The organism is Agromyces sp. Soil535, assembly GCF_001428255.1.
GTDB lineage: Bacteria > Actinomycetota > Actinomycetes > Actinomycetales > Microbacteriaceae > Agromyces.
The window spans coordinates 17,958-31,013 of the sequence record NZ_LMRW01000013.1 but is presented as its reverse complement, the minus strand read 5'-3'; the positions used below and the strand labels follow the sequence as shown (position 1 = coordinate 31,013).

The following is a 13,056-nucleotide window of genomic DNA, read 5'->3' as shown; positions in this document are numbered from 1 at the left end:
GTCAGGCCACGGCGTCGCCCGCCACGCGCTGGACGACCTCCGCCAATCGCTCGACGCGTTCGCTCCAGCTCGCAACCTCGCCGTCGGCGCCGTCGGGGAACGCCGTTGCCGCGGGCACAGCGGCCACGACCGCGGTGACAAATGCCTCACTGTCGGCGATGGTGATGCGCGGGTCGACGGCATCACGGAACCCCGCGACCGGAGTCGACACGACCGGGCGACCGACCGCCTGGTACTCGTAGAGCTTGATCGGATCGAGGCTGTCGGTGAAGGCGGTCACCACGTGCGGCACCACGAGCACGTCGGCGTGCTGCAGGTAGCCGATGACCTCGTCACGGCGCCGTGGGCCGAGTATGCGCGCACCGGCATCCGTCAACCGCCGCACCTGCTCGGCCGCCAGCAGGTTCGGTCCCACGAGCGTCAGTGTGCCGCGCGACCCCAGCGCGCGCGCCGTCCCCTCGCAGAGGTCGACGTCGAGTCGGTCGGGGTGCGCAGTGCCGAGGTAGAGCGCGACCGGCCCGCTCGGCAGGTCGCCTGGGCGCAGCGTGGGCCGGCGGTAGGCGTCGACGTCGACCGCGTTGGGGATGAGCACCACCGGGCGTGCAACGCCCTTGCGGCGCCGAAGCTCCGCCGAGCACACGACCACCTCGCGTGCAGTCGCGAGCAGGCCCGCCTCGTTCGCGGCGACCCGCTCGCGTTCGCCGGCCGATCGGTCGGCCGTGAGCCAGTCGTCGGTGATGTCGTACATCGTCGGCCAACCCGATCGATCCGCGAGCGTCGCCGCACCGGGGTCGTTGATCCAGAGCACTGGGTTATGCATGCCGAGGGATGCCGCGGTCCGCATGACCGCACGCGCGAGGCGCTCGTCGGTGCGCGGATCGACCCGGCGCGGCAGCCACTTCACGGGTCGGACGGTGAAGAGCCGGCCGGGCGCGACGTCCGGGACGTCGCGGATGCCCCTCCCGAACGACGGCCGGCGGCGCGAGCGGAGATCGTGCGTCGGGTCGGCGGGCGGCTCGACGAAGAGCACGCGCAGCGTGGGATCGGCGCCCAGCAGGCCCGCAACGAGGTGCTGGTTGCGCCGCCACACGTCGTCCCAGCCCTCGAGCGACATCACCACGAGATCCGTCACAGCACACTCCGGTAGACCGCTTCGGTGCCGTCCGCCTGGGCACGCAGCGAGAACTCGCGCTGCTGCCGCTGCCGGGCGGCGAGCGCGAGCGCGTTGCGCCCGGCGTCGTCGTCGGCGAGCGACCGGAGGTGCCGGGCCGCCTCGTCGACGTCGTCGGGCGTGAAGAGTGCTCGGGGGTCGAGCCCCGCGAGCAGGTCGAGGTGGCCTGCAGCGCCCGCCGCCACGACCGGGAGGCCGCCCGCCATCGCCTCGAGCAGGGTCAGGCCGAGGCCCTCGACCGGGCACGGGGCGATCAGGATGCCCGCACGATCCATGACTGCCGGGAGATCGCTACGGTACCCAAGGAACCGTATTGCCGCGTCGACTCCGAACGATCCGGCGAGCGCGCCGATCATCTCGCGTTCGGGTCCGGCACCGGCGATCTCGAGGCTCCAGCCGTCATCGGCCAGCCCGGATGCCGCGAAGGCACGGATGCCGATGTCGGTGCGCTTCTCGGGCTGGAGTCGCTGCGCCATGAGGACGACGCGCTCCCGCAGCAGCCCGTCGCGAAGAGGTCGGGCGTCGATGCCCGAGTGGACGACCGTGCTCGGGCCGTCGACCGCGTCGGCGACGGCCGTGCTGATCGCGATCTGCGCGTCGATGCGGCGACGGATGAGCGCACCGATCGGCAGCGGGCCCAGGCGGCCACGCGGCCTCGCGAAGTGGCGGGTGGCGACGACGGCCGGGCGGCGCGATCTGCGCTGATACCAGAGCGCGGCGACGGTTCCCACGTCGGCCGCGGTCATGTGCGTGTTGATGACGTCGACGCCGCGGGCGAGCCGCCGGACCGCCCGCGTGACCTCGAGCGTGCGTGCGGCCGGCGTGTGCGGGATGCCGGCCGGGTCGAGGCCGGCCCGCATCCGCTCGGTCGCCCCGCCGATGACCGCGACGTCGTGGCCGTCGGCCGCCTGCGCGACTGCGAGCCGCAGCGCGAACTGCTCGACCCCCGAGAACCCGTCGGACCGGATCGCATGGAGGATCCTGATCCGCCCGCCGGTCATGCGGCGCCCCGCTCGACCAGGATGGACTCGACGAGGTCGAGGTACTGCCGCGCGACCAAGGGCCAGGAGTGTCGCTCGGCCGTCTGCCGCGCGCGGATCCGCCACGCCTCGAGTCCGAGCCGCGAGAGCTCGTCGAGCCGCGCACCGACGGATGCCGCGTCGTGTTCGACGAGGAACCCGTTCTCGCCGTCGACGACGATGTCGGGCGCGAAGCCCACCCTCGTCGAGACGACAGGGAGGCCGCACGCCAGCGCCTCGAGCACGACCAGCGCGTTCGCCTCGTAGGCGCTCGGCAGCACGAGCACGTCGGACGCCCAGAGGAAGGGGATCGGGTTGGCGTGCGTGCCGGCGAAGTGGACGCGCTCGCCGACGCCCGCATTGCGTGCCTGCGTCTGCGCCCTGCGGATCATGTCGGCTGAGCCGCCGACGACGAGCAGGGCGACGCCGGGGGCGCTGGCGAGCGCCTCCATCGCGATGGGCAGGCCCTTGCGCTCGAACTCGTGACCGATGAAGACGGCAACCGTGCGGTCGTCGACGACACCGAGCGCCGCGCGAGCCGTGGCGCGCTCGGCGGCGCCGGGTGGCCGGAAGCGATTGATGTCGACGCCATTCGGGATGACGTGGATGGGCGCCCGTACTTTGCCGAACGTCGAGACGAGCAGCTCGGCTTCCGTGGTCGTGAGCGCGACGATCGCCCGGTGCGTGCGACCGCGATACCGGATGCGATCGCGGACCGCTGTGAACAGGTGCACCGGGTTCCGCACCATCCGCCAGGCGTAGTTCCCCCGCGCCCGCATCGCCGCTTGCAGGAGGCCGTGGTTGACGTAGATTTCACCGGCCATCACGTCGTTGTGGCAGATGGCCACAGCATCGGGGCGGGCAGAGAGGAACCGACGCGCGCGCCTCGTGCCGACCGTGCTGAACCACATGACATTGCGGGCTCGCGTGAGGTGCGTGGCGATCGCCGACCGTCGACGTGACCTCGCGTGCGGGCGTCCGGCTTCGGCGGCGGTGAACCGCTCCACGGTGACGCCGGCCGCGCGGAACTCGCGCTCGAGGTTGAACGCGACGCCGGCGACGCCGCTGCCGGGAGCGATCGCCGGAGCGATTTGGACGATGTGCGTCATCCGCTGGCCCTGGCGACAAGATGACCCGAACTGCCGTGCTCGCGCTCGGCGAGCAGCTCCTCGGCGAGGTCGAGGTACCGTTGGGCGATCCCGTGCCATCCGTACGGCTCGGCGGATTCACGTGCACGACGACGCCATTCGGCGATCTCCGCGTCATCGAGCGCCGCCAGCTGCGCCATCCGCTCGCCCACTGCGCGCGCGGTGCGGTCGATCAGGAATCCGTTCACGCCGTCGACGACGACCTCGGGCGCGATGCCTACCGGAGTCGCGACGACGGGCAGCCCCGAGGCGAGCGCCTCGAGCACGACGAGGGCGTTCGCCTCGGAAGCGCTCGGTAACACGAACATATCGGCCCCCCTCAGGAACGGGGTCGGATCGCCCCTCGGCCCGATGAAGAGAACACGTTCGGCGACGCCGTGCGCCTCTGCTTCGGCTTTGCCTGCCGCAATGATGTCGTCGGAGCCTCCCACCACCAGGAGAAGCACGGACTCCGCGTACGGGAGCCCTTGGATCGCGAACGAGACACCCTTGTTGTGGAACTCGTGCCCCAAGAACATGGCGACCCGCTCGTCGTCGCCGAGACTCAGCAACTGCCGCGCCGCGGCCCGCTCTTCTGGCGTCGGCGGGTGGAACCGTTCGAGGTCGACGCCGTTCGGGATGACCACGACTCTCGGGCGGATGCGGTGGTACGTCGAACGCAACTCCACGGCACCCGCGTCTGAGAGGGCCACGACCACCCGATGCGTGCGACCGCGGTACCGGATGCGATCACGGAGGTAGATGAAGACGTGGACCGGATTGCGGTAGATCTCCCACACCGAGCGACCCCGCGCCCGCATCCAGGCGAGCAGCACCCCGTGGTTGATGTACACGTCTCCGGCAAGGACGTTGTTGTGGCAGAACACGACGGCGTCGGGCCGCGCAGCGATGAACTCACGGGCGCGTTTCGTTCCCACCGTGCTGAACCACACCTGCCGCCATCCACCCACGAGCCGAGCCCGGATGCGACTCTTCGGCCATGGCCGCCCCTTGCCGCGCCGCGCGTCGTAGTACGTGAACCGCTCGACGGTGGCGCCGAGTGCGCGCAGTTCGCGCTCGAGGTTCCACACGACACTGGCGATGCCCGTGCCGGGGCCGATGCGCGGTGCGATCTGCACGATGCGGGTCATGCGGCAGCCTCCCGTTCGAGGTACCGAGCCTCCACGCGCACCGGCCCGAGCCGGTACAGCGCCGCCCGCTTGCGCGCCGCCCGGCCCCGTTCGCCCGGCAACACGACCGAGCGGACCATCGACCCGAGCCATTGTGCGACGCGCGCGGACTGCCAGCCGAGGGTGCCGTAGTGCTTGCGCAGGTAGTGCTCCTGCGAGGCGTGGAAGTGCGCCTCGCGCCGCGAGGGGTCGCCGCTCGTGGCCGCACCGGCGTGGACCGCCCGCGCCTCGGGCACCGACGCATGGCTCCAGCCGAGCCGGTGGGCACGGTAGGCCCAGTCGGTCTCCTCGGCGTAGAGGAAGAACCGCTCGTCGAATCCGCCGACCTGGTCCAGTGCCTCGGCCCGGAGCAGGAGCACCGAGCCGATCACGAAGCGGGAGCCGCGGCGCACGCGGGCGAGCCCGATCGCCTCGAGCCACGTTGCGCTCGGCGAGGGGAACTGCCACTCCACGCGCGCAGGCGTGCCGTCGTCGTCGACCTGCAGCGGGCCGACGCTTGCGAGGTCGGGCCGGGCACGCAGTGCCGTGTGCAGCACCGCGACGTCCCCGGCCGAGATGACCGCGTCGGGGTTGAGCAGCAGCACGTCGGTGCCCGGCCGTAGGCGGTCGGCGAGCGCGACGTTCACGCCCGCCGCGAAACCGCCGTTTCGCCCCGGGTCGAGGTAGCGCAGGCCGAGCTCGGCGCAGAGCGCGGCGATCTCGGGCAGCGACGAGTTGTCGACCACGGTCATCGGCAGCGCCGTCAGCGGCTCCAGCGCCCGCCGCAGCAACTCGGGCGCGCCGTACGCGACGACGACCACCTCCAGGTCGGGCAGCGGGGCTGCGGATGCCGCGTGCACGACCGATCGGTACAGGTCGAGGTAGTCGCGGCCGACCGCGGTCCAGCTGCACTCGGCGGCGCGCGCCAGCCCGCTGACGCTGAGCTCCGCGGCTCGTGGCCCGCCGGCCTCGGCCAGCGCGTCGGCGAGGGCTGGCGCTTCGCCCGCCGGCACGACGAGGCCCGCACCCCCCACGACGTCGGGGAGGGCGCCGGCGTCGCTGGAGACGACCGGCACGCCGCACGCCATCGCCTCCACGGCGACGCGCCCGAACTGCTCGGTCCACGAGGGCGTCGGCAGCGAGGGCACGGCGAGCACGTCGAGGCTGCGAAGGAAGGCGACCACGTCGTCGGTGTCGATCGGCCCGACGAGCTCGACGCGGTCGGCGATGCCGGCGGTGGCCGCGCGCTCCGCGAGATCGTCGGCGAGCGGCCCCGAGCCTCCGATGCGGAGCCGGAGGCGCGGGTCGCGCGCGACGGCGTCCAGCAGCACCAACACGCCCTTCTCCGGGACGAGGCGGCCGAGGAAGCCGACGGTGATGGGGTTCGCGTCGCCAGCGGCATCCGGGTTCGTGGTCGAAGGCTCGGTCGCGGCATCCGCCGGGCTGAACCGATCGACGTCGATGCCGAGCGGGATCACCCGCGAGCGCCCTGGGAAGCCCTTCGCCTCGACGATGCGGGCCGCCTCGGCGTTGCAGGCCGAGATGCCGGATGCCTCGCGCAGCGCCCATCGTTCGAGCCACCGGAACGGCACCGGGTACCGTTTGCGCAGGTTCTGCGCGGTGTAGAACACGACGGGTGTGCGGCGGGCGCGGGTGCGGAGCGCACGCAGCAGGAGGATCTCGGCGGTCGCGAGCGCGAACGGCTCCTCGTGCACGTCGATGACGTCCCAGCGCTCGCCGAGGGCACGCCAGATCGGACGCGGGTCGTAAAGGAAGAGTGCGGGGTGCTGCCCGGCCGTCGGAACCCCTGTCACCCGCTCGCCGGGACGCGGTTCGAGCGACACCGGCGTGCCGCCGGCGTGCCACCGACGCGCGCTTAACAACGTCACGTCGACGCCGAGATCGGCGAGTGCGCGCTCACGTCCGCGCCACTCGTCGACGACGGCGCTGTGCGAGACCCTCAGTGCGCGCACGATACCCCCTCTAGACTCCTATCGGAAACCCTATCCGTGGTGTGCTCGGGTTTCGGATGGGATCTGGAAGGTGGGGTGGCGTGGAACCAGGCTCGTTCACGGTGCTCGTCGTGTGCACGGGCAACGTCAACCGCTCGGCCCTCGGCGCGGTGCTTCTACGCGAGTGGGCGGGGTGGTACCTGCCCGCATTGCTCGCCGCCGGAGTGCGCGTGACGAGCGCGGGCCTGCGCGCGCCCGTCGGGAACCGGATGGGCCGCCGCGCGCGCGCCATCGCCGCGGCGCTCGGCGCCGACGGGTCGGGCCACCGGGCGCAGCAGCTCACCGAGGAAACCGTCCGCGCCGCCGACCTCGTGCTCGTGTCCTCGACCGACCAGCGCGACGACGTGCTCGCCATGGTGCCCGGCGCGGTGCGATCGACGTTCACGATCCGCGAGGCCGGGCGGATCGCCGGCGAGCTGCCCGCGATGCCGGCTCCGGCGTCGGCGGACGAGATGCGAGCCCGGGTCGGTGCGTTCGCTGAGCACCGCATGATCGCCCAGTCGGGAGGCGACGACGACGACATCGTCGACCCGCAGGGCAAGGACGATGACGAGTACCGCCTCATGGCTCGCCAGGAGGTTCCCCCGCTCGCCGCGCTCGCCGGCGTGCTGCTGGGGATGCCGCCCGCCGAGGTCGCCGCGTACACCACCGCGGGTGAGGCGGCCGACTTCGACGTGGCGACCGAGGCGCCGCATGCGGCATCCGCCCCGCGCGTGCTCCCACGAGGACGGCGAGAGGCATGACCCAGCTCGCGGGGGTCTCGGCTCGCGGAACGGCGATGAAGCGCCGCCCCCTCCGGATCCTGCACCTCGACCACACCAGCGTGGTCGGCGGCGCCGAGTTCGCGTTGCTCCGAATGCTGCGCGCCGAGCCGAGATGGGCGCCGTTCCTGCTGCTCGCGCCGTCGTCGGGTCGCGGACTCGGGATCTACGACGGCGTGCCGGCCGGGATCCCTCGCCGGGTCTCCGGATTCAGCCAACCCGCCGGTGCGAGCACCGGCGGCGTGCGCGCCGCGCTGGGCGTCGGAACGCGGGTGATCGCGCAGGCGATGAGCGTGCGGCTCACGCGGGCGTTCCTGCGCGCCGACCTGGTCGACGCGAACACCGCCCGAGCGGCCGCCTACGGCGCGATCGCCACCCGGTGGTCGCGCAAGCCGTTCGTGGTGCACCTGCGCGACCTCGTCGACCCCGATGCACTCGGTCGTTCCGGACACACGCTCATGGTGCGCCTTGTACTGCCGCGGGCCGACGGCGTCATCGCCAACTCGCATGCGACGCTCGAGTCCGCACGGGCGTACCTGCGCGACGGGGTGCCGTCCGAGGTCATCCCGAGCGCGTCGGGCCTCCGACGTGGCGGTGCGGGCGCCGCGGTCGACGGGCCGGTCCGGATGATCGGGATGCTCGCGCGCATCGACCCGTGGAAGGGCCAGCACGTGCTGCTCGAAGCCTTCGCCCGGGTGTTCCACGGACGCGACGTGCGCCTCCAGCTCGCGGGTGAGGCCCTGTTCGGCCATGAGGACCACCTCGACGACCTGCGCCTGCGCGCGCAGGAGCTCGGCGTCGACGGCCAGGTCGACTTCCTCGGGCACGTGAACGACGTCGACGCGCTGATCGCAGGGTGGGATGTCGCGGTGCAGGCGTCGACCCGACCCGAACCCCTCGGCCAGAACGTGCTGCAGTACCTCGCCGCAGGCCGCGCGGTCGTCGCGGTCGACGAGGGCGGCCCGGCGGAGTGGATCACCGATGGCGTGAACGGGCTGCTCGTGCCGCCGCGCGACGTCGACGCCCTCGCCGCGGCGCTGGAGCGCCTCGACACCGACGCCGAGCTGCGGGCGCGTCTCGCGGCATGGGCCGCAGCGACGCCGGGGCTCCTGGACGACCACGCCGTCACCCGGGCGCACGAGGTGTTCTACGAGACCGTCATGCGGTTCGTGGCGGACTCGCGGGGCGTGACCATCCGCGCCTGACGACTTCGGGACGTCCGCGGCGTTCTACGAGCGCGTCACGCGTCTGTGTCGACCCCCGTGGGTTGAGGAGGCCGCGCAGCGGCCGTCTCGAAACCCGACGTACGGCCAGCGGGTTTCGAGACGCGTCCGCCTTCGGCGGTCGCTCCTCAACCCCGGAACAGAGACCCGCGAACTATGCCTGCGGCGGGAGCGCAGCCACGACCGGGTGGTCGTAGCTGAGCGCGCCGACCTTCGCGGCGCCACCGGGCGAGCCGAGAGCTTGGGTTGAGCCTGTCGAAACCTCGAAGAACTCGACGTTGGCCTTGTAGTAGTCCGCCCAGACGTCGGGGAGGTCGTCCTCGTAGTAGATCGCCTCGACCGGGCACACCGGCTCGCACGCGCCGCAGTCGACGCACTCGTCGGGGTGGATGTAGAGCGAGCGCTCACCCTCGTAGATGCAGTCGACCGGGCACTCGTCGATGCACGCGCGGTCCTTGACGTCCACGCATGGCAGCGCGATGACGTACGTCACGAGCCGACCAGGGAGCCTGCGCGCGAGAGCTCCACCTGCTCGTCGCGGGGCACGACCTTCACGCGCTCGCGCACGACGTCGCCCTCCCACGCGTCGCCGAGGCCGCGCTCGTGCGCGTCGAGTTCCAGCCAGCCGGCCCAGGTGGTGAAGCGGATGCCGCGGGCCTCGAGCAGCTCGAACACCTCGTCGCCGTCGGGCCCTGCCGAGACGACCGGTTCGGGCAGCGCGCCCGCCGCGGCATCCGCAAGGAGGTTGGTGATCGTCTCGAGCGCGTCGCCCTTCGTGTGACCGATGAGGCCGACGGGGCCGCGCTTGATCCAGCCGGTCGCGTACACGCCGGGGAGCGCCGAGCGCGCGGCATCCGTCACCCGGCCGCCGTCGTTCGGGATCACGGCGGCGCGCTCGTCGAACGGCACGCCGGGCAGCGGCGAGCTCGCGTAGCCGACCGCGCGGTAGACCGCCTGCACTGGCACGTCGACGAACTCGCCGGTTCCCTCGACCGATCCGTCGCCAACCGGGCGGGTGCGCTCGAAGCGCACGCCTTCAACGCGCCCGTCGCCGAGCACCTCGACCGGGGTGTGCAGGAAGTGCAGGTGCAGGCGCCGTGAGGCTGTCGGCTGCCAGTCGGCGGGCTTGCGCCAGCCGTTCAACGTTCGGGTCATGACCTTGACCTGGTTGTTCGAGGCGTGCAGCTGCTCGGCGTGCGGGTCGTTCGCTGCACGTTCGAAGTCGTCGTCGTAGACCACGATGTCGACGTCGGGCACCTCGCCGAGCTCGCGCAGCTCGATGGGGGTGAACTTCACGTGGGTGGGCCCGCGGCGGCCGAACACGTGCACGTCGGTCACGGGCGACGCCTCGAGGCCCGCGACGACGTTCGCCGGGACATCCGTCGAGAGCAGGTCCTTCGGATGCTTCGCCAGCACCCGGGCGATGTCGAGGGCGACGTTCCCGTTGCCGATGACCGCGATCTGCTCGGCTTCGAGCGGCCACTCGCGCGACACGTCGGGGTGCCCGTCGTACCAGGCGACCAGGTCGGCGGCACCGTAGGAGCCGGGCAGGCCGATGCCGGGGATGTCGAGCGGGGCGTCCTTCAGCGCACCGGTCGCGAAGACGACCGCGTCGTAGCGTTCGCGCAGCTCGTCGACGGTGAGGTCGCGGCCGACCTCGACGTTGCCGATGAGTCGGATCGTGCCCGCGTCGAGCATCTCGTGCAGCGAGTTCACGATGCCCTTGATGCGCGGGTGGTCGGGCGCAACGCCGTAGCGGATGAGGCCGTACGGCGCGGGGAGCGACTCGAACAGGTCGATCGCCACCTCGCCGCCGGCCTCGGTGACCTGGCGGTTGAGGATGTTGCCGGCGTAGATGCCGGCGGGGCCGGCGCCGACGATCGCGACGCGGAGGGGACGGGTCATTCTGCGGGGCCTTTCGGTGGGTGGACCGGGGTCTCGGGGTTCAGAGGGACTGGCTGGTCGGCTCGGCGCGCCCGCTGATTTCGACAGGCTCAATCAGCGAGAAGGGCGCGTACGGGCTGAGGGTCACGACGTCGCCGACCACGACGACGGCGGGCGAGCGGATGCCGCGCCGCGCCGCCTGCAGCGCGATCGTGTCGAGCGTGCCCACGGTGACGCGCTGGCCGGGTCCGTAGCCGTCCTCGATGATCGCGACGGGGCAGCGGCCGCCGCGCTCGCCGCGGGCGAGCGTGATCGCCGAGTTGGCGAGCGTGCCGATGCCCATGAGCAGCACGACCGTGTGGTCGCGGCCGCCGCCGAGCGCCTGGATCTGGTCGTGGCCGGTGACGACGGTGAACGTGGTCGCGAGGCCGCGGTGCGTGAGCGGGATGCCCGCGATGGCCGGCACCGAGATGGCGCTGGTGATGCCGGGGATCACCTCGACGTCGACGCCGGCATCATGGCAGAACGCGACCTCCTCGCCGCCGCGGCCGAAGACGAACGGATCGCCGCCCTTCAGGCGCACGACTTGCCTGCCGTCGCGGGCGAGGGTGACGAGCAGCTCGTTGATGGCGTCCTGCGGCACAGCGTGGTGGCCGGGCAGCTTGCCGACGTCGACGATCTCGGCTTCGAGGTCGACGCCCTCTGCGGCGAGCCCGTCGAGCACGCCGCGCGCGCCGAGCCGGTCGGCGACGATGACGTCGGCGGCTTCGAGTGCGCGGAGCCCGCGGAGGGTGAGCAGGCCCGGGTCACCCGGGCCGGCGCCGACGAGGGTCACCTTGCCGCGGGTTGAGGAGCGTTCGTCAGCGCGCGTCTCGAAACCCGGTGTGTGCGCAGGGAGGGTCTCGAGACGCGTCGCCTGCGGCGTCGCTCCTCGACCCGCAGAGAGTTCGGCGGTCATCGGGTGCCTCCCTGGAGCAGGCCGCGGCGGCGGAGCATCCGACGCTCGAGCGGGGCGAAGAACACGAGCTCGATGAGGATGCCGATGGCGAGGATCACGAGGATCGTCGCGAGCACGCTCGCGATGTCGGCGAGCTCCCGGCTCTGGTTGAGCATCGAGCCGAGGCCGAAGCCGATCGTGCCGCCCACCGTGATGATCTCGGCAGCCATGAGCGAGCGCCACGAGAACGCCCAGCCCTGCTTGAGTCCGGCGACGTAGCCGGGAAGCGCGGCCGGCAGCACGACGAGCGTCGCGAGCCGCGTGCGTCCGGCGCCGAGCACGGTGCCGACACGGCGCAGCTGCGGCGGGACCTGCTCGACGCCCGCGATGAGGCCGTTCACGATCGACGGCACGGCGCCCATGAGCACGACGAAGTACACCGTGGCATCCGTGAGTCCGAACCAGAGGATGGCGGCGGGCACCCATGCGACCGACGGCAGCACCTGCAGGCCCGAGATGATGGGGCCGACGGCCCGGCGCAGCGGCTTCACCTCGGCGAGCAGCAGGCCGAGGGGCGTGCCGATGATCACGGCGATGAGGAACCCGACGACACCGCGCTCGAGGCTCGTGACGACGGCGAGCTGCAGCCGGCCCGACTCCCACGCCTGTGCCATCGCATTGAACACGTCGACCGGGCCGGGCACGATGTCGGGCCGCGGCTGGGCGACGACGACGTAGAGCTGCCACGCGGCGACGAGCGCGACGACGAAGACGATCGGCGGCACCACGCTCGTGGTGAACCGGCGCCAGGCGCTCGGGGCGCGGTCGGGGGAGGTCTGCAGGCGGTCGAGGCCGGCCTCGAGGCTGCGGAGGTCGTCGTGTTCGGAGGCTCCGCGGGTTGACGAGCCGGGCAGCGGCGTCTCGAATCCCGGCTGCGGGTTACTCGCATCGGGGTTTCGAGACGGGTGCTGCGCGCCCTCCTCGACCCGCGACAGTTCCGTGACGGTGTCATGCGGCATTTCGGCGGATCTCCTTCCGGAGCTGCTCGGTGATCTCGATCGAGAGCGCCGCGACCTCGGGCGACTCGATGCGCCGGCCCTCGGTCGAGTCGATACGCCACTCGCCGGCGACCCGGCCGGGCCGGCTGGAGAGCAGGACGACGCGCTGGCCGAGCCTGGCCGCCTCGCGCACGTTGTGCGTGACGAACACGATGGTGCGGCCGGTTCGCCGCCACACGCGCTCGAGCTCCTCGTGGAGCAGGTCGCGCGTGATCGCGTCGAGGGCGGCGAACGGCTCGTCCATGAGGAGCACGGGCCGGTCCTGCGCGAGGGCGCGGGCGAGGGCGACGCGCTGGCGCATGCCGCCCGAGAGCTCGTGCGGGCGCTTCTCCGCGGCATCCGCGAGGTTGACGACGTCGAGGAGCTCGAGCGCCTCGCCGCGCCGGGCCGACCGCGCGACGCCGCGCAGCCGCAGGGCCAGCTCGACGTTCTGCCGGGCGGTCAGCCACGGCATGAGCGCCGACTCCTGGAACATCACGGCGGCGCCCTCGGTCGGCACGTCGATCGACCCGGTCGTCGGCCGGTCGAGCCCCGCGATGAGATTGAGGAGGGTCGACTTGCCGCAGCCCGAGGCGCCGAGCAGGCAGACGAACTCACCCGTCTCGATCGACAGGTTCACGTCGTCGAGCACGAGCGGCCCGGCGCCGAAGCGCTTGCCGAGCTGCTCGATCCGGATGGCCGTCTGCCCGCTCATG

12 protein-coding genes are annotated in these 13,056 nt (G+C 72.3%); 2 read left to right on the top strand and 10 right to left on the bottom strand.

All coding sequences use genetic code 11. From position 1 onward, the window contains the following. Position 1: 1 nt before the first annotated feature. The 5 genes from ASG80_RS12215 to ASG80_RS12195 are packed head-to-tail and all read right to left on the bottom strand — an operon-like array spanning position 2 to position 6,459. On the bottom strand, positions 2-1,132 hold the full coding sequence (locus tag ASG80_RS12215) for a glycosyltransferase (RefSeq protein WP_235508296.1): 1,131 nt from the start codon (positions 1,130-1,132) through the stop codon (positions 2-4). After that, entirely contained in the window at positions 1,129-2,172 is a 1,044-nt protein-coding gene (locus ASG80_RS12210) for a glycosyltransferase family 4 protein (RefSeq protein ID WP_056731054.1), read from the bottom strand. The genes ASG80_RS12215 and ASG80_RS12210 overlap by 4 nt, the downstream gene beginning before the upstream one ends. Then, positions 2,169-3,299, bottom strand: a complete 1,131-nt coding sequence (locus ASG80_RS12205; protein WP_056731052.1) for a glycosyltransferase family 4 protein — start codon at positions 3,297-3,299, stop codon at positions 2,169-2,171. Before ASG80_RS12205 ends, ASG80_RS12210 begins: the two co-directional genes overlap by 4 nt. Further along, positions 3,296-4,468, bottom strand: coding sequence for a glycosyltransferase family 4 protein (locus ASG80_RS12200; RefSeq protein ID WP_056731050.1), 1,173 nt, complete (start codon positions 4,466-4,468; stop codon positions 3,296-3,298). The genes ASG80_RS12205 and ASG80_RS12200 overlap by 4 nt, the downstream gene beginning before the upstream one ends. Continuing rightward, a complete protein-coding gene (locus tag ASG80_RS12195; protein ID WP_235508295.1) occupies positions 4,465-6,459 on the bottom strand; it encodes a glycosyltransferase in 1,995 nt (664 codons plus the stop codon). Before ASG80_RS12195 ends, ASG80_RS12200 begins: the two co-directional genes overlap by 4 nt. 80 nt (positions 6,460-6,539) lie before the next feature. On the opposite strand from ASG80_RS12195, the gene ASG80_RS12190 reads away from it, so the two are divergent. Together ASG80_RS12190 and ASG80_RS12185 are read left to right on the top strand one after the other, a co-directional pair. After that, complete coding sequence (locus ASG80_RS12190; RefSeq protein WP_056731048.1) at positions 6,540-7,241, top strand: hypothetical protein; 702 nt, start codon at positions 6,540-6,542, stop codon at positions 7,239-7,241. Continuing rightward, positions 7,238-8,464 (top strand): glycosyltransferase, encoded by a 1,227-nt coding sequence (locus ASG80_RS12185; protein ID WP_056731047.1) that lies wholly within the window; start codon positions 7,238-7,240, stop codon positions 8,462-8,464. Before ASG80_RS12190 ends, ASG80_RS12185 begins: the two co-directional genes overlap by 4 nt. A gap of 172 nt (positions 8,465-8,636) precedes the next feature. Here ASG80_RS12185 and fdxA read toward each other — a convergent pair whose 3' ends face one another. Genes fdxA through ASG80_RS12160 form a run of 5 tightly spaced genes read right to left on the bottom strand, consistent with a single transcriptional unit; the run spans position 8,637 to position 13,055 of the window. Beyond that, entirely contained in the window at positions 8,637-8,975 is a 339-nt protein-coding gene (gene fdxA / locus ASG80_RS12180; protein WP_056731045.1) for a ferredoxin, read from the bottom strand. Beyond that, the gene (locus ASG80_RS12175; RefSeq protein ID WP_056731043.1) at positions 8,972-10,387 is read right to left on the bottom strand and encodes an FAD-dependent oxidoreductase; all 1,416 of its coding nucleotides are present in this window, start codon (positions 10,385-10,387) and stop codon (positions 8,972-8,974) included. The genes fdxA and ASG80_RS12175 overlap by 4 nt, the downstream gene beginning before the upstream one ends. Before the next feature lie 40 nt (positions 10,388-10,427). After that, on the bottom strand, positions 10,428-11,324 hold the full coding sequence (gene cobA, locus ASG80_RS12170; protein WP_082590226.1) for a uroporphyrinogen-III C-methyltransferase: 897 nt from the start codon (positions 11,322-11,324) through the stop codon (positions 10,428-10,430). Further along, positions 11,321-12,322 (bottom strand): ABC transporter permease, encoded by a 1,002-nt coding sequence (locus tag ASG80_RS12165; protein ID WP_082590224.1) that lies wholly within the window; start codon positions 12,320-12,322, stop codon positions 11,321-11,323. The genes cobA and ASG80_RS12165 overlap by 4 nt, the downstream gene beginning before the upstream one ends. Beyond that, positions 12,312-13,055, bottom strand: a complete 744-nt coding sequence (locus ASG80_RS12160) for an ABC transporter ATP-binding protein (RefSeq protein WP_056731041.1) — start codon at positions 13,053-13,055, stop codon at positions 12,312-12,314. Before ASG80_RS12160 ends, ASG80_RS12165 begins: the two co-directional genes overlap by 11 nt. Between the last annotated feature and the right edge of the window lies 1 nt (position 13,056).

Bases quoted from the DNA above. Each gene is read 5' to 3' on its own strand.
- ASG80_RS12185 (WP_056731047.1), top strand. From the start codon at position 7,238: ATGACCCAGCTCGCGGGGGTCTCGGCTCGCGGAACGGCGATGAAGCGC.
- cobA (WP_082590226.1), bottom strand. From the start codon at position 11,324: ATGACCGCCGAACTCTCTGCGGGTCGAGGAGCGACGCCGCAGGCGACG.
- ASG80_RS12200 (WP_056731050.1), bottom strand. From the start codon at position 4,468: ATGACCCGCATCGTGCAGATCGCACCGCGCATCGGCCCCGGCACGGGC.
- ASG80_RS12165 (WP_082590224.1), bottom strand. From the start codon at position 12,322: ATGCCGCATGACACCGTCACGGAACTGTCGCGGGTCGAGGAGGGCGCG.
- ASG80_RS12205 (WP_056731052.1), bottom strand. From the start codon at position 3,299: ATGACGCACATCGTCCAAATCGCTCCGGCGATCGCTCCCGGCAGCGGC.
- ASG80_RS12210 (WP_056731054.1), bottom strand. From the start codon at position 2,172: ATGACCGGCGGGCGGATCAGGATCCTCCATGCGATCCGGTCCGACGGG.
- ASG80_RS12175 (WP_056731043.1), bottom strand. From the start codon at position 10,387: ATGACCCGTCCCCTCCGCGTCGCGATCGTCGGCGCCGGCCCCGCCGGC.
- ASG80_RS12160 (WP_056731041.1), bottom strand. From the start codon at position 13,055: ATGAGCGGGCAGACGGCCATCCGGATCGAGCAGCTCGGCAAGCGCTTC.